26 protein-coding genes and 1 pseudogene are annotated in these 24,160 nt (G+C 60.2%); 10 read left to right on the forward strand and 17 right to left on the reverse strand.

Annotation, left to right across the window (positions count from 1 at the left end; genetic code table 11):
- Positions 1–25 precede the first annotated feature (25 nt).
- The gene (locus RBA40_RS05300; protein ID WP_306646546.1) at positions 26–877 is read left to right on the forward strand and encodes a fumarylacetoacetate hydrolase family protein; all 852 of its coding nucleotides are present in this window, start codon (positions 26–28) and stop codon (positions 875–877) included.
- A gap of 215 nt (positions 878–1,092) precedes the next feature.
- On the forward strand, positions 1,093–2,715 hold the full coding sequence (locus tag RBA40_RS05305) for a hypothetical protein (RefSeq protein ID WP_306646547.1): 1,623 nt from the start codon (positions 1,093–1,095) through the stop codon (positions 2,713–2,715).
- A 56-nt stretch (positions 2,716–2,771) separates the two neighbouring features.
- Here RBA40_RS05305 and RBA40_RS05310 read toward each other — a convergent pair whose 3' ends face one another.
- On the reverse strand, positions 2,772–4,094 hold the full coding sequence (locus RBA40_RS05310; RefSeq protein ID WP_306646549.1) for an aspartate aminotransferase family protein: 1,323 nt from the start codon (positions 4,092–4,094) through the stop codon (positions 2,772–2,774).
- 132 nt (positions 4,095–4,226) lie between these two features.
- Here RBA40_RS05310 and RBA40_RS05315 point away from each other — a divergent pair, with 132 nt between their 5' ends.
- Positions 4,227–4,484: a hypothetical protein gene (locus RBA40_RS05315; protein ID WP_306646551.1), complete on the forward strand. Its 258-nt coding sequence runs from the start codon at positions 4,227–4,229 to the stop codon at positions 4,482–4,484.
- A 313-nt stretch (positions 4,485–4,797) separates the two neighbouring features.
- The gene (locus tag RBA40_RS05320) at positions 4,798–5,253 is read left to right on the forward strand and encodes a cache domain-containing protein (protein WP_306646553.1); all 456 of its coding nucleotides are present in this window, start codon (positions 4,798–4,800) and stop codon (positions 5,251–5,253) included.
- A gap of 45 nt (positions 5,254–5,298) precedes the next feature.
- On the opposite strand, the gene RBA40_RS05325 is transcribed toward RBA40_RS05320, so the two are convergent.
- The 3 genes from RBA40_RS05325 to RBA40_RS05335 form a co-directional block, all read right to left on the reverse strand.
- Positions 5,299–6,390, reverse strand: a complete 1,092-nt coding sequence (locus RBA40_RS05325) for a porin (protein WP_206090393.1) — start codon at positions 6,388–6,390, stop codon at positions 5,299–5,301.
- A 455-nt stretch (positions 6,391–6,845) separates the two neighbouring features.
- Complete coding sequence (locus tag RBA40_RS05330; RefSeq protein WP_306646555.1) at positions 6,846–7,400, reverse strand: carboxymuconolactone decarboxylase family protein; 555 nt, start codon at positions 7,398–7,400, stop codon at positions 6,846–6,848.
- Positions 7,393–8,337, reverse strand: a complete 945-nt coding sequence (locus tag RBA40_RS05335) for a hypothetical protein (RefSeq protein ID WP_306646557.1) — start codon at positions 8,335–8,337, stop codon at positions 7,393–7,395. The genes RBA40_RS05330 and RBA40_RS05335 overlap by 8 nt, the downstream gene beginning before the upstream one ends.
- A gap of 296 nt (positions 8,338–8,633) precedes the next feature.
- On the opposite strand from RBA40_RS05335, the gene RBA40_RS05340 reads away from it, so the two are divergent.
- Positions 8,634–8,990, forward strand: a complete 357-nt coding sequence (locus RBA40_RS05340) for a hypothetical protein (protein ID WP_306646558.1) — start codon at positions 8,634–8,636, stop codon at positions 8,988–8,990.
- A gap of 54 nt (positions 8,991–9,044) precedes the next feature.
- On the opposite strand, the gene RBA40_RS05345 is transcribed toward RBA40_RS05340, so the two are convergent.
- The 8 genes and pseudogenes from RBA40_RS05345 to yjgA all read right to left on the reverse strand — a co-directional run bounded on the left by RBA40_RS05345 (position 9,045) and on the right by yjgA (position 14,417).
- Complete coding sequence (locus RBA40_RS05345; RefSeq protein ID WP_306646560.1) at positions 9,045–9,728, reverse strand: DUF2971 domain-containing protein; 684 nt, start codon at positions 9,726–9,728, stop codon at positions 9,045–9,047.
- A gap of 5 nt (positions 9,729–9,733) precedes the next feature.
- Positions 9,734–10,636: a beta family protein gene (locus tag RBA40_RS05350; protein ID WP_306646562.1), complete on the reverse strand. Its 903-nt coding sequence runs from the start codon at positions 10,634–10,636 to the stop codon at positions 9,734–9,736.
- A gap of 158 nt (positions 10,637–10,794) precedes the next feature.
- Positions 10,795–10,992, reverse strand: coding sequence for a hypothetical protein (locus tag RBA40_RS05355; protein WP_306646564.1), 198 nt, complete (start codon positions 10,990–10,992; stop codon positions 10,795–10,797).
- 47 nt (positions 10,993–11,039) lie between these two features.
- Positions 11,040–12,140: a saccharopine dehydrogenase family protein gene (locus RBA40_RS05360; RefSeq protein ID WP_306646565.1), complete on the reverse strand. Its 1,101-nt coding sequence runs from the start codon at positions 12,138–12,140 to the stop codon at positions 11,040–11,042.
- A gap of 10 nt (positions 12,141–12,150) precedes the next feature.
- Positions 12,151–12,417 carry a hypothetical protein gene (locus RBA40_RS05365; protein WP_306646566.1) on the reverse strand — a complete coding sequence of 89 codons (267 nt, stop codon included), beginning with the start codon at positions 12,415–12,417 and terminating at the stop codon, positions 12,151–12,153.
- Positions 12,418–12,517: 100 nt separating this feature from the next.
- On the reverse strand, positions 12,518–13,186 hold the full coding sequence (locus RBA40_RS05370; RefSeq protein WP_306646787.1) for an alpha/beta hydrolase: 669 nt from the start codon (positions 13,184–13,186) through the stop codon (positions 12,518–12,520).
- A gap of 18 nt (positions 13,187–13,204) precedes the next feature.
- Positions 13,205–13,822 (reverse strand): annotated as a pseudogene (mog, locus tag RBA40_RS05375) (molybdopterin adenylyltransferase); the annotation flags it as partial.
- The gene (yjgA, locus tag RBA40_RS05380) at positions 13,800–14,417 is read right to left on the reverse strand and encodes a ribosome biogenesis factor YjgA (RefSeq protein ID WP_306646568.1); all 618 of its coding nucleotides are present in this window, start codon (positions 14,415–14,417) and stop codon (positions 13,800–13,802) included. The pseudogene mog and the gene yjgA, both read right to left, overlap by 23 nt.
- 92 nt (positions 14,418–14,509) lie before the next feature.
- Between yjgA and pmbA the strand changes: the two genes are divergently transcribed.
- The 3 genes from pmbA to RBA40_RS05395 all read left to right on the forward strand — a co-directional run bounded on the left by pmbA (position 14,510) and on the right by RBA40_RS05395 (position 17,881).
- Positions 14,510–15,862, forward strand: a complete 1,353-nt coding sequence (gene pmbA / locus RBA40_RS05385; protein WP_306646570.1) for a metalloprotease PmbA — start codon at positions 14,510–14,512, stop codon at positions 15,860–15,862.
- Positions 15,863–16,054: 192 nt separating this feature from the next.
- Entirely contained in the window at positions 16,055–17,140 is a 1,086-nt protein-coding gene (locus RBA40_RS05390; protein ID WP_099875121.1) for a TRAP transporter substrate-binding protein, read from the forward strand.
- A gap of 93 nt (positions 17,141–17,233) precedes the next feature.
- Positions 17,234–17,881, forward strand: coding sequence for a glutaredoxin domain-containing protein (locus RBA40_RS05395; RefSeq protein WP_306646572.1), 648 nt, complete (start codon positions 17,234–17,236; stop codon positions 17,879–17,881).
- Between the two features lie 40 nt (positions 17,882–17,921).
- Here the strand turns inward: RBA40_RS05395 and RBA40_RS05400 are convergent, their stop codons facing one another.
- Both RBA40_RS05400 and RBA40_RS05405 read right to left on the reverse strand, forming a co-directional pair.
- On the reverse strand, positions 17,922–18,533 hold the full coding sequence (locus RBA40_RS05400) for an OmpW/AlkL family protein (protein WP_306646574.1): 612 nt from the start codon (positions 18,531–18,533) through the stop codon (positions 17,922–17,924).
- Between the two features lie 113 nt (positions 18,534–18,646).
- Positions 18,647–19,777, reverse strand: a complete 1,131-nt coding sequence (locus RBA40_RS05405; RefSeq protein WP_306646576.1) for a M14 family metallopeptidase — start codon at positions 19,775–19,777, stop codon at positions 18,647–18,649.
- A 164-nt stretch (positions 19,778–19,941) separates the two neighbouring features.
- Here RBA40_RS05405 and RBA40_RS05410 point away from each other — a divergent pair, with 164 nt between their 5' ends.
- Positions 19,942–20,346 (forward strand): GFA family protein, encoded by a 405-nt coding sequence (locus RBA40_RS05410; protein WP_099875129.1) that lies wholly within the window; start codon positions 19,942–19,944, stop codon positions 20,344–20,346.
- Positions 20,347–20,440: 94 nt separating this feature from the next.
- Here the strand turns inward: RBA40_RS05410 and RBA40_RS05415 are convergent, their stop codons facing one another.
- The 3 genes from RBA40_RS05415 to paaX form a co-directional block, all read right to left on the reverse strand.
- Positions 20,441–20,701, reverse strand: coding sequence for a DUF2442 domain-containing protein (locus tag RBA40_RS05415; RefSeq protein ID WP_099875130.1), 261 nt, complete (start codon positions 20,699–20,701; stop codon positions 20,441–20,443).
- Positions 20,702–20,803: 102 nt separating this feature from the next.
- Positions 20,804–21,889, reverse strand: coding sequence for a TRAP transporter substrate-binding protein (locus RBA40_RS05420; protein ID WP_306646578.1), 1,086 nt, complete (start codon positions 21,887–21,889; stop codon positions 20,804–20,806).
- Between the two features lie 93 nt (positions 21,890–21,982).
- Positions 21,983–22,957, reverse strand: a complete 975-nt coding sequence (gene paaX / locus RBA40_RS05425; RefSeq protein WP_306646579.1) for a phenylacetic acid degradation operon negative regulatory protein PaaX — start codon at positions 22,955–22,957, stop codon at positions 21,983–21,985.
- A 202-nt stretch (positions 22,958–23,159) separates the two neighbouring features.
- On the opposite strand from paaX, the gene paaA reads away from it, so the two are divergent.
- On the forward strand, positions 23,160–24,146 hold the full coding sequence (gene paaA, locus RBA40_RS05430; RefSeq protein WP_306646581.1) for a 1,2-phenylacetyl-CoA epoxidase subunit PaaA: 987 nt from the start codon (positions 23,160–23,162) through the stop codon (positions 24,144–24,146).
- Positions 24,147–24,160: the final 14 nt, after the last annotated feature.

Below are 24,160 nucleotides of genomic sequence, written 5' to 3' on the forward strand. Positions count from 1 at the left end.
CTGTCCCCCATCTGAAGGAATACACATGAAACTGGTCCGTTACGGCCGTCCCGGCAAGGAAAAACCCGGCTTGTTCGATGAAGAAGGCCGCCTGCGCGACCTGTCCGGCGTCGTTGCCGACATCGATGCCTCGCTGCTGTCGGACAAGGCGCTGCGCAAGCTGGCCAAGATCGATTACAAAACGCTGCCGCTGGTGCGCGGCACGCCGCGCCTGGGCGTGCCAATCAAGGGCGTGGGAAAATTCATCGGCATCGGCCTCAATTACGCCGACCATGCCGCCGAAACCGGCGCCACCCCGCCGGCGGAACCCATCGTGTTCATGAAGGCGGTGACCTGCCTGTCCGGCCCGGACGACCCGGTGATGCTGCCGCAGGGGTCCAAAAAGACCGACTGGGAAGTCGAACTGGGGGTGGTGATCGGCACCCGCGCGCAGTACGTGACGGAAGAAGACGCGCTCAATTACGTGGCCGGCTACTGCGTCGTCAACGACGTTTCGGAGCGCTCGTTCCAGCTCGAACGCGGTCCGCAGTGGGACAAGGGCAAGGGCTGCGACACCTTCGGTCCGGTCGGCCCGTGGCTGGTCACGCGCGATGAAGTGATCGACGTGCAGCGCCTCGACCTGTACCTGGAACTGAACGGCAAGCGCATGCAGACCGGCTGCACCGAGACCATGATCTTCACCGTGGCGCAGATCGTCAGCTACCTGTCGCGCTTCATGACGCTCGAACCGGGCGACATCATCGCCACCGGCACGCCGCCGGGCGTGGGCATGGCGCGCAGCCCGCAGCGCTTCCTGAAAAAAGGCGACACCTTGCGCCTGGGCATTGCCGGCCTTGGCGAACAGCAGCAGGATGTCATCGCCTACGCCAGCACCTGAACCGGACAGGCTGATCTTCGCCAGCCCCGGGCCTGGGCGACGCTTCTATTGCGTAAAGACATAGCATCGCGCAAGCGTGACATTTCGTTATATTCGGTTGCGAATTCAGGCACACCATGCAGACCAGCACGCCTGAAAACCGGCGTGCGCGGCCTGCATGACGTCGTTCCAGCCATGCCGGTCTTTCTCCTTTCAACTGACAGAAGAAAGAGACTATGACCAGCTATCGCACCCCCATCCTGTTTGCCTTGGCGAGCTGGGCGATTCCATTGCCCGGCGTCGCCCAGGTCATTCCCCACGGCAGCTATCAACTTTCTTGCAATCATATTATGGTCCACGGCGATTCGCTCAAGGCCAGTTGCAGGAAACTCAGCGGCGCCCAGCAGATGAGCACCCTCGACAAGGTCGATGCCTGCCTGAACGCGATCCGCCAGTACGGCGACATCGGCAATATCGACGGCAACCTGGTGTGCCTGCCGGACTTGCCGCGGCCCAACCCGGCGTTTGTCTTTCCCAAGCCCGAGACCCAGCTGAACCAATGGATTTTCGGCGGCCAGGAGAGCCATATCCACCAGCACGCATGGGGGCTGTGGGCCGGACTGACCCAACCCGTCGGCACGGTCGACGGGGCGGCGGTGCGCGCTTTCGAGACCTGGACTACGCCGTCGAGCATCATTTTCCGCAGCGCGCCCCAGCGCCCGCGTGAAGATGGCAAGCGCGGCCCGATTCCGCGTCCCACGCTCGACCTGCACCGGCCGCGCCAGTTCCAGCATGGCCACCGGCGGCCGGGCAAGAACAAACCGCTGGCGCCGGCGGCCGCCCCTTCCGCCGAGCGCCCCGGCGCACGTTCCGCCACCCCTCCCGCCGCGCCGGACACGGCCATCCTGGTGTCGGTGGCCTACAACCCGCCGGCCGCGCAGCATGCGATCAGCCACCGTCTGTTCTATGAAAGCACGCTCAAGCAGCTGATGGCACAAGGCTACACGGAGCTGCCGAACTTCCCGACGAATGCGATCGCCATCAAGCCGGTGTACAAGATCATTCCCAAGCACTCGCCGCGCGGTATCTACACCTTCCCCGGCTGGCCCGGGCCGGGCGCCGCCAAGCCGGACACGGGCTTCGGCGAAGCGGACTGGAACAGCTGCGTGTACGTGGACACCAGCCGTCCCCTCGGCATCAGCGGCAATAGCAACGATATCGGATGCAAAGGCCGCACGCCGGCCAGCACCTTCTATCTGAGCGACTTCATCCATAGCCGGGTCACCCACGACAATGCGGCCTTCCTGTCGGCCCAGCTCAACAGGCCGGTCGCCGCCGGCGACATCGCGATCCTGATCGGCATGCACGTCACCACGCGCGAAAACAGGATGTGGACCTGGCAAACCTACTGGTGGTCCGCCAATGCCGACCGTCCGTTCGCGCCCAGCTCCGCTACCATCGCCGGTGCGCGGCCGATGGCGTATCTGGACAGCGCATCCCGGCATTATGCGATGGCGTTGGCGTATTCCACGGTCTCGCCCGCGCAGCCGATTACCGGCGGCAAGAATGTCGGCGCGCCGGTGTATGGCTACAATCCGTATCTGGAGGCCGGTTTCGGACCGGAGGTGTTTGCCGACATCAGCCGCCCGATCAATGGCACGATCAATGCCAACACGGGGATCCAGTCGAACTGCATGACGTGCCACAACATGGCGGCGTACGCGCCGGAGCCGAAACCCGTGATGCCGTACGCCAGCGACTTTTACATGAGTATTACCGATCCGATCTTCGACGGCACGCTGCGCTCCGACTTCTCGTGGACCATCGTCGACATGATCGTCAAGACGCCGGCCGACTAGGCTGGCTGGCACAGCGGCCGGCGCCGTGGCGGGCACCGGCCGCTTGCCCGCCCGGTTCAGTCGAGCGCGGCGGCGATGGAATCGGACAGGCGCGACACGATCTCCGACAGGTCCGTTTCGGTCGCGATGAACGGCGGCGCCAGCAGGATATGGTCGCCGTGCACGCCATCGATGGTGCCGCCCATCGGGTACACCATCAGGCCATTGGCCATGGCCTTGGTCTTGACCGATGCGTGCAGCTTGCGCGCCGGGTCGAACGGCTGCTTGCTGTCGCGCTCCTTCACCAGTTCGAGCGCCATCAGCAGCCCGCGCCCGCGGATGTCGCCCACGTTCGGGTGCGAGCCGAATTCGGCCTGCAGCATGCGGCGCAGCGATTCGCCGCGCAGCCGGACCGCGGCCAGCAGGTCGTCGCGCTCGATCACCTTTTGCACTGCCAGCGCGGCGGCGGCGGCCACCGGATGGCCGATGTAGGTATGCCCGTGCTGGAACGCGCCGCTGCCCTTGCGCAGCTGGTCGACCAGCGCGCGCTGGGCCAGCACCGCGCCGATCGGCTGGTAGCCGGCCCCGAGTCCCTTGGCGATGGTGACGATGTCGGGCGCAACGCCATCCTGCTCGATCGAGTACATGGTGCCGGTGCGGCCCATGCCGCACATGACTTCATCGGCGATGAACAGGATGCCGTAGCGGTCGCACAGGCTGCGCACGCCGCGAAAGTAACCGGGCGTGGGCGGAATCGCGCCGCCGGTCGCGCCCACCACCGGTTCGGCCACGAAGGCGATGATATTCTGCGGGCCGCTCGCGTGGATCTGCTCGTCGAGTTCGCGCAGCAGGGCGCTGGTGTACTGGTCCTGGGTCTGGTCGGGCAGGCGGTCGCGGTATTCGTAGCAGGGCGCCACGCGCGCCACGTCGATCAGCAGGGGCGCGAAATGGCGGCGCCGCCACTCGTTGCCGCCCACGGCCAGCGCGCCGAGGGTGTTGCCGTGGTAGCTCTGGCGGCGCCCGATGAACTTGGTGCGCTGGGTCTGGCCGGTTTCGACGAAATACTGGCGCGCCAGCTTCATCGCCGTTTCCATCGCTTCCGAGCCGCCCGAGACGAGGTACACTTGGCTCAAGCCGTCGGGCGCGCCAGCGATGAGGCGGTCGGCCAGTTCCTCGGCCACGTCGGTGGTGAAGAAGGCGGTGTGGGCGTAGGCGTTGCGGTCGATCTGGCGGTGCATCGCGCTCAGGATGTCCGGATGGCCGTGCCCGAGCGAGGACACCGCCGCGCCGCCGCAGGCATCGATATAGGTCTTTCCCTCGCTGTCGCGCACCAGCATTCCCTGGGCGCTGACGGCAACCGGCGGGGTTTGCCCGAGATTGCGGTGCATCATGTGACTCATGGCTTCCTCATCGCTGAAATTGTTGATGCTTGACAATAAACGGAGAACGTCCCGATTCTTTTGATTTATCCCCGGGGCTGTGCGAATATTTTTACCCACAGCAATAAACGCAACACACGAAAGGCAGGCACCATGACGGACCGACTCGGGCCCCTGGCACCGGAGCAACTTACTGCCGCGCAGCAGGCGGCGGCGCAGGCGATCATCGACCGGCCGCGCGGCTCGCTGTACGGGCCGTTCGTGCCGCTGCTGCGCAGTCCGGAGCTGATAATAGACGGGCCATCAATACATGATTTACTTGGCGACCATCGCTCCCAGTCCAAGCGCAAGGAGGTCTACTCAGGTAACGGCTTGGCAGGCGACACTGGGACAGCCGTCCGCGCCGCATGAATCGTCGTCGCCAGAAAGGTGTAGTAGCCGTTGATGCCTGCCAGGTCAATGACGCCCTGCCCGCCGACGCGTTTCAGCGCCGCCAACTAGGTGCGCCACCAGCTCGCTATTGAGCGTGACGGCGAAAGGCACCAGGCCCAGGGCTTGGTCGCGGCGGCGCTGCTGTCATTGGGTAAGGGATTGCTGTCGCACCGGACGGACAAATCGCTGTTGCCCGTCGTTTCTAGTAAAAAAAGCTGCTAATATTAATGAGAACCTGCAAGGTTCACCGGGCCAGAATCGGGCTCCATGACGCCAAACCGGAGGGGGCATTATGAAGATTTTTTTCAAAGCGTTAGCGATGTTTGTTCTTGCCATCGGCATGCAAGCCGGCGCCGTCGCGGAAGAGAAACGCACGCCGGAGGAAGCAATCGCCATGGTAAAAAAAGGGGTTGCGTATTACAAGGAAGTGGGCCGTGAAAAAGCTATAGCCGCATTCAATGACCCCAAAGGGAAGTTCGTCGACGGCAGCCTGTATATCTTTGCCTACGACATGAAGGGCATCAACCTGGCCAGCCCCAATCCAAAAATTATTGGCCGCAATATGTATGAAGTGAAAGACCAGAATGGTGTGCGAACCGTCAAGAGCTACATCGACGTGGCACAACAGAAAGGCAGCGGCTGGGTCGATTTCGTCTGGCCCCATCCGCAAACGGGAGCGCTGCAACCGAAGTCGGCCTATATTGAAAAGGTCGACGATATCCTGATCGCTTGCGGCATCTACAAGTAAGGCAATCCCAGCACGGCGGTCCCCACGCCGTGCTCCAAACCCAACTCAGAACCGGTGGCGTACCCCGGCCGCGAAGCTGCGGGCACGCGACGATGCGGTGATCTTGTCGGACATGAAGATCGTGTATAAGTCGGTGCGCTTGGACAGGTTGTGGTCGTACCCAACACTGAGCGTATCGCGTTTGAGGTCTGCCGCGAGCAAGTTGCCGCCACGTTCGGTATTGGCATAGCCGACCAGGATGGCGCCGCTGGCGGTCGGCACGCTTGCCCCCAAGGTAAATGTCTTGTCGTCCATCTCGCGGGCGGCGGCGGCATCGTCATTGTTTTTTCGGTAAGTGACGAATGCCTTAAGCACCGAAAAATCGTAGCGTGCACCCAGGTAGAAGCCGGTTTGCTTTTCGATGCTGCTGTAATCGTTTGGCGCTTTGGTGGCGTCGAGGATCGGCAGGCCCCCATTCGGATTACTCACCCGCACGGTATGGTAGACCGCGGTCAAGCCGAGCGGACCATTATTGTAGTAAGCGTTGACTGCGACGTTCTTGTTGCTGCTCTTGCCGGCTTGCTCGCCCGGCGCATAATAGAAATTGAACTGGAAGTTATTCACCACCGGCGTGGAATACTGGATCTGGTTGCTCCAGCCGCTATCGCCAGCCGTGGTGGCGACCCATTTGCGCGCACCGACAGTTCCGGTCGGCACGTAGGTGTGCAGGATCAGCGGGGAAAACTGGAAGGAATCGCCGAAGGGGTTAAATAGCACGGCAGGCAGGAAACTCGGCGCGCTGGTGCGCCCCACCGTGATTTTTCCGAAACTGCCCGACAGCGCGAGGAAGGCGTCGCGCGAGAACAGGTTGTCGCCGCCGAAGCGTCCCGAGGCGCCGGTGTCGGCAAGGAAGAAGCCGTTGAGCATAAACTCGGCTTTCAGGCCGCCGCCCAGATCCTCGACGCCGCGAAAGCCAAACCACGAGGTCGACATGCCGCCATTTTGCACCACCGTGCGGCGTGCAGGTTCACCGCTATACTGCAACGATCCAACATACTGATCGACCAATCCACCGATTGTTACCGACGACTGGGCAGATGCCCCGCCTGCCGCCAACATCAGAATACCGCCCCATATCGCCTTTGCCGTTTTCGACATCTCAATATCTCCTCAGTATTTTTGTCATCGAGATCCATTACACTTGGAAGCTGGTGGTCCGGCAACGAGGTGTTCGGCCGGAGCCACTGAGTCCAGTATAGCGTCGCCATGAACACACATTTTCGGGGGGCATGAAATTTTTTCATGAATCTGCACACCTCGAAAAAGCAAAACAAAGTACGATGAATTTAAAATTAATTTTGCTATGCATTTGCGAAATATTTCTGCCTTTGGGAACATTCTTTGATGAGAGAAAGACTAGGCCCCATCCCCTTCGAGCAGCTCGCGCCGCAGCAGCAGGCCGTCGCCCAAGCCATCATCGACGGCCCGCGGGGGGCGCTGTACGGGCCGTTCGTGCCGCTGCTGCGCAGCCCGGAGCTGATAATAGCCGGGCCATCAATACATGATGCTGGTAATGGTTGGCTATATCCAGCTTACATGTGCAATGGCTACTCTTACTCTGGTAAGGGTGTTGCTGACGTTAGCGGAACAGCCGTCCGTGCTGTATTCATAACCATCGCCAATAACGTGTAGTAGCCATTGATGCCCACCATATCAACTACGCCCTGCTCACCGAACCGCTCAAGCGCGGCTAAATACGTTCGGTCGCTGACCTGCTTTTGCTGATGCAACTCAATGCAAAAGTCGTGTACCAACGCCTCATCATCCAACATCGCCGATGGCCGTTGACGAAGCGATATTGCATTAATGACATCATCCGAGATGTCGTTCTTCTGTGCGATGGGAACGTGGATAGCCCATTCCACCTGCTGGTCCCATTGTCTCGCTGTGACTAGAATTGCCAGTTCTGAAAGCCGTGTACCGATGGCGCTACGGTAGCGCAGGTACTCCCCCAAACGCTGGGTAGCCGACATTAGTTCAGGACTTCTAATCAACGGCACAAAGGGCCCATACAGTGCGCCACGTGGACCGTCGATTACGGCTTGTGCGGCCACTTGCTGAGCAGCACTCAATTGGTCAAAAGGTATTGGGGGAAGACGATCAGACATGGGACGTGGCAGCGAGAAAGGTGGAGACATTAACGGACTTCCAATCGGATGCACTGTCAACATCCCAACTTGGTAACTCATTGAAATTAGCGCGCCCAACCTTCTTCACTAACGAACTTGGAATGTAGGAAATATCAAATGATAAAACCTGTTCAAGTGCATAGATAACATCCTGAACCCGCCGAACAAAATTCATTACATCCCCACCGGGAATGGCAATTTCGATATCGTTGATGTTTAAATTCTTAGTGCCGCTCACTCGATGCAAGTTGACATAATTTTTTTCGGAATATTCAATTACGATTTGATTTAACTTCTCAATGGGAAAGTACCAATCCGCTTTATTCTCACTGCCGAAGCCTTGAAACCCTTCAATCATTTCCGACACAAATGAGTCCAACGACTTAATGAAATCTCGTGACATTCCAAAGTCACCGGCGGCCGAGTATGGATAAATTAGCTTATGCAGTAGTCGACTATGTTGTGGATCAACGTGCGTATGTATAAAGCTTTCCGAAGCCATAAACTTCATGACCCCGCCACTTTTCTCGTAAAATTCCCTTGTGCTCTTATCATCATCTAACATCCGATCAAAATGTCGAATGCAATACTTTTCAAATTCCTCGACATGTTTATAGTGGTTGGCAAATATGTTTTGCAGAGATGTTAGTCGCATTTGCTCTCTTGACTGTTCTGATCTATGATTTGCTGCCAAGATTGCCATTATAGGAATTGAGAGGGCTGCAACTCCTATTGGTACGCGGAAAGCCTCAATCGCAAAGTTAAAACCGGTATAGTCTAACTTCCAGAAAAAATCACCATTGAAAACAATAGCGCCAATTGAGAAAATAATTACCAAGAGCAAAATTCCTCCGGTGACGCGAATGATTTCCAGCTCCAGCAAACTGGTATGTGGATCAAAAAGTGACTTTTTCAAATTAATAACCTCGATTGTTTGTTGGTTGCAATCTGCTGCTCAAGCACTCTGGAGTGGTCGGAATGTACCCTTGCGAGCAGACTCATCATGCCACATCAGCCACAAAGTGCTAACCCAAGCTGACTAGTATTTAACTGAATTGACATTGTGTTAGCACCGGTAGCGCAAGTAGGTCGGTCGTATGGTTTCCGCCCAAGCATGCAAATAATTGAAACAAAGCAATAAATCTGTGTACGACTTCCGAAAGGCTGGATAGAATTTATCTTGTCGATTTGACAAATACACAGGAGATTCAAATGAACGCAGCCACCGACAAAAAGCCTACGATCACCCTCGACAAGAAGGCAACCGCTTCCGACACTGGCTCACCACTGGCAGACGCCAACCAATCCGGCACTTCCACGCCACCTGAGAAGAACGCTTCCGAAAGTCTGCGCGAAGCAAACAAGGCCCTTGATGCTGAGCGCACCGAATTGGTCAAAAACACCATCGAGAACATCAAGCCAGGCAAGCCGCTCGACCTGAGCGTCGTCCGCGAGATCAATAAGCTGGAAACGAAGAAGAACCGCCTGATCGTCGCCCGCTTCGCCTCACTGCTGAAGAAGAGCGGCCCCGAAGTGCAAGCCATCGTCCACCAGATCATCGAAATCTGACCATCGGCAGCGGGCCGGCATCGAAGCTAAAGCTTCGGTGCCGCCGGAATTGGCTTATGCATCAGGATCTGCAACAATAAGCGGTGAAGGTGATTTATATAATACCGATCGGGTAACGCGTTTGTTAAGTTTTATTTTTTCCTTGAAGTAGAAGCCAAGCGCATCCACAAGCTCATCTGGTGCCCGTGGATCTAGCAAAATACTATCAATGAATTTGTATGGATCAATTGGCAGCTTCAGTCCAGTTAATACTTCACCATCTGCCACATTAGGGTTATGGATTACGGCCCGATATTCAGACTCATGGTCAAAAGCGTCTCGTTTCAGGAATAGCGCATCTACAGCTCTAGCAACGTCAAATTTTTCCTTGAGGTCATTATGGATATCACGCAATTCCTCAGTGATATTTTGCTGGCTCTCGTACCTAACTTCGCCGAGCCTGAGGGTGTAGCCAAGCGCTTTTGCGGAAGGCTGTAAAGCTTCTCGAAGCTTACGTGTGCTTGTAGAGATTCGAACACCAAGGTGATTCGACGAATAAATTCGCCACATTGCGTCGGAGACCCCCTTAGTACACCAGCACTGACCGAATACCTGATGACTGCCTGCATGATGGAGTCTCACTTCATACGGATCAGACCAGCTTGATGGATGGGCAAAATGTAACTCGCGCTTCTCAAATATCTGAACCACTCGATCAAAGCTGAGAATTCTATAGAGCCGTCCCGAAGATAGTGCCATCTGATTTACACAGCCAACAACGCAAGATCGGCTTCACGCTCAGTAGCGGCGTTCGCCAACTCATGCGTAAGCCTTAATAATTGGCGTGCCGTATAACAAATATGATGATTCATATCTGCAATGACCCATGTGGCAAGAGAGCCTGGCTTTATCTCCTCCTTCGCGCAGTCACTGATGTATCGATCCCCGTAACTTCGGGCCGGATTAAAATGGCGGAAATCAGCGATGACCCGACGTGCAAGCTTGTGATATTGAGCGTAGTCTTTCACCGGCTTGTGAAGAGCATGTCCTCGATAATAAATAATTTTATCGCCTGCTGTATGGCGAATCTTTGCGTTGACGTTAGGACTTGCAGCTTGATCACTAAAATCAGGGTGTATGACACCATAGTCCCCGAATGTAGGTTTGACCGTGTCTGGCATGTCACGCCACAAGTTTGACCAGAGATGAAGCTCTTGACGAACGACCTCTCTTGTCCCTTCTTTTTCGATACTTCCAACATTTTTCAAGGCTGAAGAACCAGCTATGACAACCGATCTGTAGCCACCAACATTCGGGTTATGGAACAGGAACGAAATTATGCTCTCGGCTAGAACAGCAGCATCCTCTCCATCGATGTGTCTCATGTCTAACAGCAAGTCTACTTCATGTTGCGCCAAACGCATTTGAGCAGTTCGTTCAATGATTTGCGACCAAATATCATCAAATGCATATTCCGCCAAATCATCACGTGAAAGTCTAAAGCAAAACCCTTTTCCAAAGCCTCGTGCAATATCCCCGAGGGAATCCCATATAGCATCATTTCGCTCAAAACCGTAGGCGGGAGTAACTGATCGCCCGAATGCCTTCAAAAGTGCATAACCATGAAGAGTAGCATTTGTGCCATCGGGAATAGTTGCGTCCGGCATCGGCAACAGACACCGGCATGGCCGGTAAGAAAGAGATGAATGGCGCCTGGTCGCGTCCTGACCGTCAAGGCCTGTCAGCGCATCACGGCGCCATTCTGGTCGTCGGCGTCGCCACCTGACCCGGACGCCCTGGATGCGCCCGATACAGCAGCGCCGCGTTAAGCGAGCGCTTCCTTCGCGGCTTCTTCCGGCGTCAAGCCATCATAGAACTGGTGGGTAAACCACTCGACCTGTTCCTCGATATGGTCCTGCGCCTGCTTCTGGGTTGCGCCGCCGGCCACCAGGAAACCTTCCACCTCGATGCACCAGTGAATCAGTGCCAGGGTTTCTTCGTCGAGTTCTTCTTTCTTGGCCATGGTTTTACCTCTTCAAGCGTTGTTGTCCGAGTACGGATGATAACCGATCACTCGCCCAGGTCGGTCACCATCGCCCACTTGCCAAACTCCGGTTCAAACTCCGCCAGGCTCAGCTGGCCGACGCTGGTAACGGCGCCGATCTTGTCCAGGGTGCCCGCCGCCAGCCGGCGCGCCAGCAGGACCGCGGCCATGCACGGGATTTCCGGACCGTGGTCATGATCGGCCGCGATGTGCCAGGCGCGCTGCGCGGACACGCCATTGGCGTCGAGGCCGTGCACGCGCACCACCATCCCGCCCAGCGACGAGCCGAGGAAATTGAAGCCATCGGCGGCGCGGTTGAGCAGGGCGGCGAAGCGTTCGGGACGGGGCACCAGCCCGATGCGGCGCAGGCCCGCCAGCGCCGCCATGCCGCGCTGGCTGATGCCGATTTCCAGCGCGGCGCGGAACATCACCGACTGCACGCCCGCATAATGGGCCGGGAACAGTTCGAGGTCGGGAATGTCGCACAATGACGCCAGGCGCGGGCGCAGGCGCGCGTACGCGACCGTTTTGGGAGCCGCCCAGCCCAGCTGAGTTGTCCAGCGGCCGTCCTGCCACACCTGGATCGGGGCGCCGCAGTAGCTCAGCACCGCTTCCATGGTGGCCACCCCGCGCGGCGCGGTCTGGGCCGGGGCGATGCACATGTCGATGGATGCAATGCTGCGCCAGCCCGCCGTCAGATGGTCGACCACGGCCGACGACATGGCCGGCACGCTGCTCGCGCCCGTGATGGCGAGGCGGTTTTGCCGGCGGAAGGCATCATCGAGCGCGGCCGGAAAGTCGCACACGAAGCGGCGCCCGTCGGCCAGGTCGATATAGTGGGCGCCGGCGGCGGCCGTGGCCAATGCGGTACCGTAATCCTGTTGCTGGAAAGGGCCTGCCGTGTGGATGACGAGTTTGGCGCCGAGCTCGCGCAGCGTCTGCGCCAGCTGGGGATCGTGGATATCGATGCGGGCCGCGGCGGCGCCGTGCCCGCAGGCGCCGGCCAGGGCGCTGGCCTTGTTCAGGTCGCGCCCGGCGACGATCAGTTCGATGCCCGGGCTGGACGCCAGGGCGCGGCAGATGCGGGCGCCGAAGTTACCGTATCCGCCGAGAACGACCGTTTTCACCTTGGGTCGATCAGGCCGCGAGGCCCTTGGTCAGCAGGTCGGCGACGACTTCGTTGAGGTCGGTGTCGCGTTCCTTGGCCAGGGTTTGCAGTTGCAGCACCAGGTCGCTGTTGAGCTTGACAGCGAAGGGAACCAGGCCGAGGGCCTGGTCGCGCTTGCGCTGTTCGCGGCGGTCGACGGCGGCGTTGTCGGCGTTGCCGAAGCCGGCTGCGCCCGGGGCGACCATCTTGCCCATCAATTTTTTGGCGTCACTCTTCGCCATGCCGGTTTTTTTCATTGTCTGCCTTTGCTATCAAAGAACGCATTCTACGCTCTCCGCGGGGAGACGGACTGAAGTTGCACGATTGGCCGCCGGGGGATGAACCACGGCGTTTGCATCAGGCAAGGACTTTCTTGAGCCAGACGCCGATATGGTCGATCTCTTCCTGGCACAGCGAGTGCTGCATCGTGTAGTCGTGCCATTCAAGCTGGTAGCCCAGCGACTTGAGCAGGTCGCGCGAGGCGGTGGCGCGGGCGATTGGGATCACGCCGTCGTGTTGCCCGTGCACCATGAAAATCGGGGTGCCCAGACTGGCTTCGGAGCGCTCGGCGGCGATCTTGTCGGCCAGCGGCACGTACCCGGACAGACACATCAGCCCGGCCAGCTTTTCCGGATGGCGCAAGCCGGTCTGCAAGGTCATGGCGCAGCCCTGCGAGAAGCCCGCCAGGATGATGCGCGAGGCTGGAATGCCACGCGATTTTTCGCGCGCGATCAGGGCCTCGACCTGCAATTGCGAGGCGCGCAGGCCGGCTTCGTCTTCACGGCGGCCGATGTCGGCGTTGACGATGTCGTACCACGAACGCATCACGTAGCCGCCGTTGACCGTCACCGGCATCGTGTTGGCGTGCGGGAAGACGAAACGGATGCCGGGCAAGCCTTTCAAGTCCAGCTCGCTTACCAGCGGCACGAAGTCGTTGCCGTCCGCGCCCAGACCATGCATCCAGATGATCGCCACCGTCGGGTTCGGGGCGGTCTCGATTTCGATGTTTTCTAACAGTTGGCTCATGGGTTGTGTCTCGATAGACGGCGCGGGACGCAGCGCCGATTTCGGCCGGAATGCCTTGCACACGGCCGGGTTGGTTTCCATATACGGTCCGCCGATCAGGTCGACGCAGTAGGGCACGGCCGCGAAAATTCCGCCGACCAGTTGCTTGCCGTCAGCATCTTTCAGACCTTCGAGGGTTTCCTTGATCGCCTTCGGCTGGCCGGGCAGGTTCATCACCAGCGCGGCATGGCCGTCGATCTCGCGCAGCACGGCGGTCTGGCGCGACAGAATCGCGGTCGGCACGAACTGCAGGCTGATCTGGCGCATCTGTTCGCCGAAGCCGGGCATTTCCCGGGTGCCGATGGCGACCGTGGCCTCGGGCGTGACGTCGCGCCGCGAGGGGCCGGTGCCGCCCGTGGTCAGCACCAGGTGGCAGCGCGCCAGGTCGACCAGTTCGACCAGGGTCGCTTCGATGCGCCCCCGTTCGTCGGGAATGAGGCGCGTTTCGATGCGGTAGGGAGTGGTGATGGCGCTGGCGAGCCAGTCGGCCAGCGCCGGCAAGCCCTGGTCTTCGTACACGCCGCCGCTGGCGCGGTCGGAGACCGACACCAGGCCGATCACCAGCTCGGTGGGATTACTCGTCGTCGGACTCGTCATCGATCGGCTCGCCGTCCTCGTCGTCCTCGTCCGCAGGCTTGGCCGCGGCCTTGCGCTTCTTGTCGATATCCTTGAGGATCTGGTAGATCTCGCGGTAAGCCTTCGGCGGCTTGTTCTCGGCCTGTTCCTTGCGCGCGTTGCGGATCAGGGTGCGCAGGTGCTGCACATCGAGTTCCGGATTTTCTTCGAGCAGCACGGTCAGGGCCTTGTCGTCGGCCAGCAGCTTGTCGCGGCGCCGTTCGAGCGCGTGCAGGGCCGCGGTATCGGCCTTGGACATGCCTTTCCAGCTATCGATGGTGCGCTGGATGACGGCCACTTCTTCCTCGTCGAGGGTGCGCATCTTCTTGCCGACGAATTGCATCTGGCGACGCCGTCCCTCGTGGTTGGTGATCAGCTGGCAGGCCAGGATCGCATCGCGCACGTCTTCGGGCATGGGAACGCGCTTGACGCGGTCGCGCGCTTCGGCGACCAGTTCTTCGCCGAGCTTTTGCAGCTCGCTCATCTGGCGCTTGAGTTCGGACTTGGAAGGGCGTTCGTATTCTTGCTCGAACTCGGACGATTGGAAGCCGCAGGCGCCCCGGTTTGGATTTGGCATGATATGGTTCCGATAGGCGTAAAGCCGATCAGTAAAAACTGTAAACGACTGCTATCATACCCGTTTAACCGGACAGCCGAAGAAAACACCACATGAACGACTCCGTCTTTATCCACACCCAGGATCAGCTGCAGCAGCTGGCGCGCGACGTTTTGGCCTTTGCCAAGGAGATGGGCGGCACCGATGCTGCCGTCGACATCAGCGAGGGCAGCGGTCTGTCAGTGTCGGTCCGGCGTGGCAAAATCGAGACGATCGAGCAGAATAAAGACAAGGGCATGGGCGTGACCGTGTATATCGGTCAAAAACGCGGCAATGCCAGCACCTCCGACTTTTCCCCGGCGGCGCTGCGCGCCACGGTCGATGCGGCCTACAACATCGCCCGTTTCACGGCCGACGACGACTGCGCGGGCCTGGCCGACGCCGACATGCTCGAAATGAAGCCGCGCGACCTGCGCCTGTGCTACCCGTGGATGATCTCCACCGAAGAAGCGGTGGTCCTGGCGCAGCGCGCCGAAGCGGCCGCCTTCGACGTCGATGCGCGCATCACCAACAGCGAGGGCGCCAGCGTGCACGTGCAGCAGTCGCACTTCGTGTCGGCCAATTCGCGCGGTTTCGCGGGCGGCTATCCGTTCTCGCGCCACACCCTGTCGGTGGCGCCGATCGCCGGCAAGGGCGCCAAGATGCAGCGCGACGACTGGTACACCTCGGTGCGCGACCCGAAAAAGATGGCCCAGCCCGAGGCGGTTGGCCGCTATGCCGCCGAACGCGCCCTGGCGCGCCTGAACGCGCGCAAGCTCGATACGCGCACCTGCCCGGTGCTGTTCGAAGCGCCGCTGGCGGCAGGGCTGCTCGGCTCCTTCGTGCAGGCCACCTCGGGCGGCGCGCTGTACCGCAAGTCGACCTTCTTGCTCGATTCGCTGGGGCAATCGGTATTCCCTTCGCATATCCAGATCCTGGAAGACCCGCACGTGGTCGGCGCGGTCGGCTCGGCTCCGTTCGATGAAGAAGGCGTGCGCACCGTGCGCCGCAATGTGGTCAAGGATGGCGTGGTGCAGGGTTACTTCCTGTCGTCGTACTCGGCGCGCAAGCTGGGCATGAAAACCACGGGCAATGCGGGCGGTTCGCACAACCTCACCATGAGCTCGACCCAGACCAAACGCGGCGACGACTTCGCCGGCATGATCAAGAAGATGGGCCGCGGCCTGCTGGTCACCGAACTGATGGGCCAGGGCACCAACTACGTGACCGGCGACTATTCGCGCGGCGCCTCCGGTTTCTGGGTCGAGAATGGCGTGATCCAGTATCCGGTCGAGGAAATCACCATCGCCGGCAACATGAAGGATATCTTCCAGCAGATCGTCGCCATCGGCAATGACGTGCTCATCCGTGGCAACAAGCAGACCGGTTCGATTTTGATTGAAAAGATGGTGGTGGCCGGCGGCTGATCGCTGCTGATGCCCTTGCGCGTGGGTACCTTGTACCCACGCGAAACACCCCTCCCGATTCTCCCCTCCGCTCTGTAAGACTCCTGTAAGATAAATTACATTGCATGCTTGCCTAGACGCAAATACACTAGCTCTAGCACCATGACACTGGTGGTTTTCCCGTGACGTAAACACTTCAGGAGACACAGACATATGGAACGTCGTTCCTTTATTAAAAAAGCGGCAGTTGGCGCTGCAGCGGGCGCAGTCGCCGCACCGGCGCTGGCACAGTCGCATCCAACCATCACCTGGCGCCTTGCCAGCAGCTTTCCCAAATCCCTGGACACCATTTTCGGCGCGGCCGATATCCTCACCAAGCGCGTCTCCGAGCTCACCGGCGGCAAGTTCAACATCCGCTCGTTCGCGGCCGGCGAAATCGTGCCGGGCCTGCAAGTGCTCGACGCGGTTCAGGCCGGCACGGTGGAAATCGGCCACAGCGCGTCCTACTACTACTTCGGCAAGGACGCCACCTTCGCCTTCGACTGCGCGGTCCCGTTCGGCCTCACTTCGCGCCAGCACACGGCCTGGTACCAGGAAGGCGGCGGGCGCGAACTGACCCGCAACTTCTTCAAGGGCTACGGCATCGTCAACTTCCTGGGTGGTAATTCCGGCACCCAGATGGGTGGCTGGTTCCGCAAGGAAATCAAGTCGGTGGAAGACCTGAAGGGCACCAAGATGCGCGTCGGCGGCTTCGCAGGCAAGGTGCTCGAGCGCCTGGGCCTGGTGCCGCAGCAGCTCGCCGGTGGCGACATTTACCCTGCACTGGAAAAAGGCACGATCGATGCTGCCGAATGGGTCGGTCCTTACGATGACGAAAAACTGGGCTTCTACAAAGTCGCGCCGTATTACTACGCGCCGGGCTGGTGGGAAGCGGGCGCGAGCTTCTCCTTCTATGTGAACATCAAGGAATGGGAAAAGCTGCCCAAGGAATACCAGGCGGCGCTGGAATGCGCCACGTACGAGGCGCACATCGGCATGCAGGCCGAGTACGACGCCAAGAACCCGGCGGCGCTGGCACGCCTGATCAAGAACGGCGTCAAGCTGCGCACCTTCTCGAAAGACATCATGGATGGCTGCTACAAGGCGGCGCAGGACGTGATGAACGAGGAAGCGGCCAAGAACGCCAAGTTCAAGGCCATCTACGAGCCGTGGAAGCGATTCCGCCAGGATCAGAACATGTGGGCGTCGGTGTCCGAAGCAGCCATGCTCGACTACATGATCAAGGCCGGGCGCAAGTAAGGTTCCATCCGCCCGCGCGTCCTGCGCGCGAGCGGCGGCAGGGCTGCGCGTGAAGCGAACGCTTCACGCGCACTGTTATTCACCAGATTCCTCATGAAAAAAATACTGTTCCTTGCCTTGATCGCCGGCGGCGCCTTCTATGCCTACAAAACCGGCCGCCTGTCCGGCGGCGGCAGCGGCGCGTTCGACAAGGACGGCAAGCCGACCGTGATGCTGTTCACCAGCCCCGAATGCGGCGACCCTTGCGACAAGATCCGCAACGAATTGAAAAAGCGCGTGCCGACATTCCAGGAGGTGGTCCTCACCGAGCCGGATAACAAGTACCGCGTGAACGCACTGCCAACGGTCATCACCGGCAAGCAGCGCGCCGTCGGCGACGATGTGCATGCCCTGGCCGGGATGCTCGGCGAAGTGCTGGGCAAGGATGCGCTGACCCGGCGCGAACAGATCGTCATGGCGAACCATTTCGACGCGCAGGACAAGCCCAAGGTGGTGCTGTACGGGACCAAGTGGTGCGGCTACTGCAAGGCGCAGCGTGAACTGTTCGAGGAAAAGAAGATCCCCTTCGAAGATGTCGATGTCGAGGCATCGGAAGCCGGCGCCATCGCCTACAACGCGCTCGAAGGCAGCGGCTATCCGCTCACATATGTGGGATACCGCCGCTTCGGCGGGTACAAGGAAGCGGAGATCCTGGCGGCCGTCGAGGAACTGACGAAACAACCGCAGGCCAATCTGCGCTGACCGCAAGGGCGCCCCGCTGCGGCAGGCACGCCCTGTTACATCAGAAGCGGTAACCGGCGCCCACGGCGATCAGGACCGGATCGACCTTCACGGTGCTGACCCTGGCGCCGGAGATCATCACATCGCTGCGGATATCGAGGCGCTTGATATCCAGGTTGAGCGACCAGTTTTTATCGATCCTGTAATCCACGCCGGCCTGCAGGGCCAGTCCCACGCTATCGTTTTCCAGGTCGCCGGCGCCGTTCAGCAGCCTGACCTTCGAGATGCGCGTGTAGTTGATACCGGCGCCGAGGTAAGGCTTGAACTGGGCGATCGGGTTGAAATGGTACTGGCCCAGCAAGCTTGGCGGCAGGTGCTTGAAGGTGCCGATCCTGGCGCCATCGAGCATCACATCGTGTTTTTGCGGATAGGTCAGCACCAGCTCAGCCGCAAAATTGGGCGTGAAAAAATAGCTGACGTCGACTTCCGGGATGGTCTTGTCGGACACCGAAATGCGGTCCGATGCACCGACGCCGCCGACCGGCGTCGATTTATCGGCCGGGTTCAGGTGCGCGGCGCGTGCGCGCACCAGCCATTGTCCATCCTGGGCATGCGCTTGAACGGCAACCAGGCCCAGCATGCTGACTGCGACTGCTAACAATTTGCTCTTCATCACAACTTCCTTCTTCGTTTGTCATTGGGTATGGAAGAAGTCTATTGATTGGCCTCAACAAAATCGTTGATGTGAATCAAAAAATCAAAGCGATGATGAAAAGCCGTATCGCATCAGTCCGGGTGGCGCAACGACCGCAGGATCGGTTGCAGCACCGCGGCGCCCAGGCGTGCGCTGCGCGCGCCGTCCCAGCCGCAGATCGGATCGGGATCGTTGGCGTTGTCCTTGAACGGCAGCTCCAGTGTCAGAGACAGGCAGCCGAAGGCGTGCGTGATATGCGGCGAACCCATGGTGAGGGTTTCGTCGGTATAAGGCGACTCGCCGTAACCATGCACGTCCTGGAAGTCCGGGCTGGCGATCTTGAAGTCCTCGGCGAAGCGCTTTTCCTGCGCCGCCTGCTCTGGCGTGAAGGTCGGCAGCGAGTCGCTTCCGGCCACGAACACGTAAGGCAAGCCTTCATCGCCATGCACGTCGAGGAACAGGTCGCAGCCGGTTTCCTTCATCTTGTTCTTGACCACGAACACTTCCGGGCTGCGTTCCATGGTCGGCGTATTCCACTCGCGATTGAGGTTGGCGCCGGCCGCGTTGGTGCGCAGGTTGCCGTGCACCGAGCCGTCCGGGTTCATGTTGGGCACCACGTAGAACACGGCTTCCTTGAGCAGCTGGCGGCCGAATGCGTCGGCCGGGTCGAGCAGGGCGTCGAGCATGCCTTCGACGAACCACTCGGCCATGGTTTCGCCAGGATGCTGGCGCGCGATGACCCACACTTTTTTCTTCGCGGCCGGGTCGCCGATGACCAGCACGTTCATGTCGCGTCCTTCGACGCTGCTGCCCAGGTCGAGCATGCGTACCTGTTCGGAGAGCTGGGCGCGGTCGAGCAGTTCGAGGTGGCGTTCCCACGAGTAGGGCTCGAAATAGGCGTAGTAGACGCTGTCCATCTCGGGCGTGTGGGAGATCGTCATGACCTCGCCATCGAAGCTGGTGGGCACGCGGAACCACTCCACGCGGTCGTAGCTGGCCATGGCCTGGTAGCCTTCCCAGCCGGCCGGATAGGCGCTCTTGCCGGCGTTGAGGAAGCGGATCGTGCACGCTTCGCCCTGCGCGCCCTGCAGGCGGAAATAAAACCATTGGGTGATGTCCGCGTGCGAGTCGCTGCGGATGTTCAGGTCGATCGAGCAGGCGCTGGTGGCGCTTACGATATCGATGGCGCCGGCGTCGAACCGGCTGCTGATTTTGATAGACATGGTGTGTCCCTGGCTGGTGAATGAGAGGCGAGGTGCCGCTTGTGTTCCTGCTCCTGCGCGAGGCGCCATGATACGCCTTCAGCTTACATCGACGTTAACAGGGCTGAATTTGTCCTGTTTGGGATTTACCCTGAGTGTTGAATTCAACGAGAAGGAGAACGGCCATGAAAAAGACCTATCACGGCAGCTGCCATTGCGGTGCGGTGCGCTACGAAGCCGATATCGACCTGAGCGAGGGCACCAGCAGGTGCAATTGCTCGATCTGCCGCAAGGCGCGGAATTGGGAAGCGGTGATCAAGCCGGACGCGTTCCGCTTGCTGTCGGGAGAGGAGCAGCTGAGCGATTACCAGTTCGGAACCATGAGCGGGCATCATCTGTTTTGCAAGCAGTGCGGCGTGCACTCGTTCGGGCGCGGTTATGTGGAGCAGCTGGGCGGGGCGTTGGTAGCGATCAGTGTGGCCGCCCTGGACGACGTGACGCCGGAAGAGCTGATCGCGGCCCCGGTGAATTATATGGATGGGTTGAACGATAACTGGGGGAATACGCCGGCGGAGACGCGGCATCTGTAATATCGGCTGTCAGCAAACATGAGATAAAGTCCGGTAGCGCTCGCTCGCCACTATCGTTCCTGCCCCTGGCAGAAACGATAGTGGCAAATGCAGCTCAGCAATCGTAATTCATGCTATCGCGCGGATACGCCATTGGATTGCGGATCGCCTCCAGCGTCAGGTCGACATCGAGCTCCGGCCAGTACACCCGCCCGGTGCTCACGCACCTGACGCGGCAGATCTGCGCAATGGTCGCGTGCTCGAAGACCGGAAACTCCACAAACGGCAAGTACAGCTCTTCCTCGCCACACTGCAGCCAGAAGCCGTGCGGGCTCAGGCTCGTCACGTCGGCGCAGGAAAAATAGATGCCATCCATAAGTCAATCCCCGGTAAGCGACGCACCCAGGCAGGGTCGCCCGCATCGAAGGTATCAAATGCGCCGGCCGATTCGTTTGACCTGGCGCAAATGAGCCTAAAGCTACTTTCTTCCTATCGAAATCATATAGTTCTGCATCACCTGCTCCGACACCGAGGCCCACATGTTCTGGTCGTTGCGGAACCGCTTCCACGGATCGTACACTTTTTTGAACTTGGCGTTCCTTGACGCTTCCTCTTCCATGACCTGGGTCGAGATCTTGTACGCCTCGTCCATGATCGTCTTGGAGAAGGTGTGCAGCTTGGCCCCGTTCTTGATCAGGCGCGCCAGTGCCTGCGGATTCTTGGTGTCGTACTCGGCCTGCATCGTCACGTGGCACTCGAAACTGGCCGCTTCCACCGCCGCCTTGTACTGCGCGGGGAGCTTTTCCCATTCCTTGATATTGATGTAGAACGACAGCTGCGGCCCGGCTTCCCACCAGCCCGGCGCGTAGTAGTGCGGCGCCACCTTGGCCAGGCCGAGCTTTTCATCGTCGTACGGCCCGACCCACTCGGCCGCGTCGATCGTGCCTTTTTCCAGCGCCGCATACACGTCGCCGGCCGGAATCTGCTGCGGCACCGCGCCCATGCGCTCCATCACGCGGCCGGCGAAACCGGCGATGCGGATCTTCATGCCCTTGACGTCGGCCAGCGACTTGATCTCCTTGCGGTACCAGCCGCCCATCTGCGTGCCCGTGTTCCCGGCCATGAAGTTGACGATGCCGTAGCCCTTGAAGAAGTCGCGCATCAGTTCACGCCCGCCGCCCTGGTCGAACCAGGCGGTCTGCTGGCGCGAGGTGAGGCCGAACGGCACCGCGCAATCAAAAGCAAACGTGGCGTCCTTGCCGAAGTAGTAGTACGACGGCGTGTGGCCCATTTCGACCGTACCCGCCTGTACCGCATCCATCACCTGCAGGCCCGGCACGATATCGCCGGCGGCGAACTGGCGGATCTGGAAGCGCCCGCCGGTCAGTTCCGCCACGCGCCTGGTGAATGCCTCGGCCGAGCCGAAGATGGTATCGAGCGACTTGGGAAAGCTTGACGCCGTGCGCCATTTGACTTCAGGATTGATCTGCGCCAGCGCCGGCGCGGCGACGACGCCGGCGGTGGCGCCGATCGCGCTTTTGGTGAGGAAGGAACGACGTTGCATGACAGTCTCCGAGTTTTTTGTAATGTGGCTGAGGGACGTGTGCCCAATTGTAGCCGCTTGTACGCGCAAAAGTTGCGTGTAATTGTAGCGTCGCTATCGCGGCGCCGGCGACGTAGTTTGCGCGTCGCCTAGCGCGTCGCCATCGGTCAGCCCGCCGAAGCGCTGGAAGAAGCCGGCGTCGGCCTGCGCTACCGCATCGTCCTCGCGCCGCAGGGTGGCCACGATGTGCGCTTCGGCGCCGGCGTAGGTACGCGCATACACGGCGCGCGCCAGTTCGTAGGCGCTGCTGCCGGGCCACGGATCGGGCAGCAGTTCGATCGGCAGCATCGGGTCGTGCAGCTGCACGCGCCGGTATGCATGGACCAGCAGGGTGCGAATCACGAACGCCTGCTCGGGCGCGAGCGCGGCATCGGTGCCCAGCAGCTCGAGCAAGGGCGAAAAGCGCGCGATGAAGTGGCCGTAGCCGTCGACCACGCCCGACAGGTCCCAGCCATCGCGCACCAGGTCCTGCAGCGGCCTGCCTGACACGCCCGGCAGCGCGCTGGCGCGGCACACGAACAGCTTGTCCTTCACGCCCACGCGCGCGAGCAATTCTTCGAGGATGGCGGCATTGCTGGCGGGGTGCCCGAACACACCCGGCCCGATCATGGCGTAGCCTTCCCACAGCAATTCCTTGCGCAGCAGCGCGCGCTCGGGCGCGTCGATATTGCCGGCGCCGCACAGCACCAGGGTCCAGTTGCCGTCCCAGTGCGCGGCCAGCGGCGCGTAAATACGCCGGTTGGCGCGCTCGAAGCGGGGCAGCGCTTGCGGCAGGATCGCGTAGGAACTGCGGCGCCCGTCCCGGTTGGCCACCAGCCAGCCTTCCTGCGCCAGCCGGAACACGCTGGTGCGCAGCAGGCGGTCGTTCACGCCGAAGGGCGCCAGCAACTCGATCAGGCTGCCCAGCCAGATGGTGCCGCCGTGCGGGGCGATGGTGTCGCCGAAGATCGTCATCACAAGGGACTTGGAACGGGGCGGATCGCTGGCGAGAAAATCGGCGATCCATGCTGTGCTGGTAAGTTGTTTCATGGGTGCATGGTCTGGCGCGGTAGGGGTGATTGTCAAGCAAAGCAGGCATTTACTTTGCCGCCTGATCGGCGCAGCATGGTTTTTTTGCCATCGCCTCCATCTTAACCGGATACACATATACAATACGACTCAATTAATCTGTGTACTTCTGATTTTACGTATCGTATTATCGCCTGATCGCCTTTGCAATGGGAGAAGCACCATGTACGCACAACTCGTAGAAACCGGCCTCAAGAAAGTCCAGAGCGCCGAGGACATGGATGAGCAGGAGCGCGAGTTCCAGGCGCGCATCGATGCCGGCGTGAAGATCGAAGCCAAGGACTGGATGCCCGAGGCGTACCGCAAGACCCTGATCCGCCAGATTTCCCAGCACGCGCACTCCGAAATCGTTGGCCAGCTGCCTGAAGGCAACTGGGTCACGCGCGCCCCCACGCTCAAGCGCAAGTCGATTCTGCTGGCCAAGATCCAGGACGAGGCGGGGCACGGGCTGTATCTGTACAGCGCCGCCGAAACGCTGGGCGTCTCGCGCGACGAGCTGCTCGCCGCCCTCCATTCGGGCAAGGCCAAGTATTCGAGCATCTTCAATTACCCGACCCTGTCGTGGGCCGACATGGGCGCCGTGGGCTGGCTGGTCGACGGCTCGGCCATCATCAACCAGATCCCGCTGTGCCGCTGCTCGTACGGGCCGTATGCGCGCGCCATGATCCGCGTCTGCAAGGAAGAATCGTTCCACGCGCGCCAGGGCTACGACATCATGATGAGCCTGGCCAAGGGCACGCCCGAACAAAAGGCGATGGCGCAGGATGCGCTGAACCGCTGGTGGTGGCCTTCCTTGATGATGTTCGGCCCATCCGACGCCGAATCGGTCAACAGCGCGCAGTCGGCGCAGTGGCGCATCAAATTGTTCTCGAACGACGAACTGCGCCAGCGCATGGTCGACCAGACCGTGCCCCAGGCCGAGTACCTGGGCCTGACGGTGCCCGATCCCGACCTCAAATTCAACGCCGAGACGGGCCACTACGAATTCGGCGAGATCGACTGGAGCGAGTTCCAGAACGTTTTGAAGGGGAACGGCCCGTGCAACCGCGAGCGCCTGCGCACGCGCGTGAAAGCGTATGACGACGGCGCCTGGTTCCGCGATGCGCTGGTGGCCTACGCCGATAAAAAATCCGCGCGCGCCGCAGCCTGATCCACAGCATCCAC

Origin of the sequence: Massilia pseudoviolaceinigra, assembly GCF_030846505.1 — a bacterium.
Taxonomy (GTDB): domain Bacteria; phylum Pseudomonadota; class Gammaproteobacteria; order Burkholderiales; family Burkholderiaceae_D; genus Telluria_A; species Telluria_A violaceinigra.

Excerpts from the sequence above, each read along its gene's own strand:
- RBA40_RS05310 (WP_306646549.1), bottom strand. The coding sequence starts at position 4,094 with ATGAGTCACATGATGCACCGCAATCTCGGGCAAACCCCGCCGGTTGCC.
- pmbA (WP_306646570.1), top strand. The coding sequence starts at position 14,510 with ATGAACGACTCCGTCTTTATCCACACCCAGGATCAGCTGCAGCAGCTG.
- RBA40_RS05390 (WP_099875121.1), top strand. The coding sequence starts at position 16,055 with ATGGAACGTCGTTCCTTTATTAAAAAAGCGGCAGTTGGCGCTGCAGCG.
- RBA40_RS05340 (WP_306646558.1), top strand. The coding sequence starts at position 8,634 with ATGAACGCAGCCACCGACAAAAAGCCTACGATCACCCTCGACAAGAAG.
- RBA40_RS05365 (WP_306646566.1), bottom strand. The coding sequence starts at position 12,417 with ATGAAAAAAACCGGCATGGCGAAGAGTGACGCCAAAAAATTGATGGGC.
- RBA40_RS05370 (WP_306646787.1), bottom strand. The coding sequence starts at position 13,186 with ATGAGCCAACTGTTAGAAAACATCGAAATCGAGACCGCCCCGAACCCG.
- RBA40_RS05345 (WP_306646560.1), bottom strand. The coding sequence starts at position 9,728 with ATGGCACTATCTTCGGGACGGCTCTATAGAATTCTCAGCTTTGATCGA.
- RBA40_RS05300 (WP_306646546.1), top strand. The coding sequence starts at position 26 with ATGAAACTGGTCCGTTACGGCCGTCCCGGCAAGGAAAAACCCGGCTTG.
- RBA40_RS05420 (WP_306646578.1), bottom strand. The coding sequence starts at position 21,889 with ATGCAACGTCGTTCCTTCCTCACCAAAAGCGCGATCGGCGCCACCGCC.
- yjgA (WP_306646568.1), bottom strand. The coding sequence starts at position 14,417 with ATGCCAAATCCAAACCGGGGCGCCTGCGGCTTCCAATCGTCCGAGTTC.
- paaX (WP_306646579.1), bottom strand. The coding sequence starts at position 22,957 with ATGAAACAACTTACCAGCACAGCATGGATCGCCGATTTTCTCGCCAGC.
- RBA40_RS05355 (WP_306646564.1), bottom strand. The coding sequence starts at position 10,992 with ATGGCCAAGAAAGAAGAACTCGACGAAGAAACCCTGGCACTGATTCAC.
- RBA40_RS05320 (WP_306646553.1), top strand. The coding sequence starts at position 4,798 with ATGAAGATTTTTTTCAAAGCGTTAGCGATGTTTGTTCTTGCCATCGGC.
- RBA40_RS05305 (WP_306646547.1), top strand. The coding sequence starts at position 1,093 with ATGACCAGCTATCGCACCCCCATCCTGTTTGCCTTGGCGAGCTGGGCG.
- RBA40_RS05400 (WP_306646574.1), bottom strand. The coding sequence starts at position 18,533 with ATGAAGAGCAAATTGTTAGCAGTCGCAGTCAGCATGCTGGGCCTGGTT.
- RBA40_RS05395 (WP_306646572.1), top strand. The coding sequence starts at position 17,234 with ATGAAAAAAATACTGTTCCTTGCCTTGATCGCCGGCGGCGCCTTCTAT.
- RBA40_RS05410 (WP_099875129.1), top strand. The coding sequence starts at position 19,942 with ATGAAAAAGACCTATCACGGCAGCTGCCATTGCGGTGCGGTGCGCTAC.
- RBA40_RS05330 (WP_306646555.1), bottom strand. The coding sequence starts at position 7,400 with ATGTCTGATCGTCTTCCCCCAATACCTTTTGACCAATTGAGTGCTGCT.
- RBA40_RS05405 (WP_306646576.1), bottom strand. The coding sequence starts at position 19,777 with ATGTCTATCAAAATCAGCAGCCGGTTCGACGCCGGCGCCATCGATATC.
- RBA40_RS05350 (WP_306646562.1), bottom strand. The coding sequence starts at position 10,636 with ATGCCGGACGCAACTATTCCCGATGGCACAAATGCTACTCTTCATGGT.
- RBA40_RS05415 (WP_099875130.1), bottom strand. The coding sequence starts at position 20,701 with ATGGATGGCATCTATTTTTCCTGCGCCGACGTGACGAGCCTGAGCCCG.
- paaA (WP_306646581.1), top strand. The coding sequence starts at position 23,160 with ATGTACGCACAACTCGTAGAAACCGGCCTCAAGAAAGTCCAGAGCGCC.
- RBA40_RS05325 (WP_206090393.1), bottom strand. The coding sequence starts at position 6,390 with ATGTCGAAAACGGCAAAGGCGATATGGGGCGGTATTCTGATGTTGGCG.
- RBA40_RS05315 (WP_306646551.1), top strand. The coding sequence starts at position 4,227 with ATGACGGACCGACTCGGGCCCCTGGCACCGGAGCAACTTACTGCCGCG.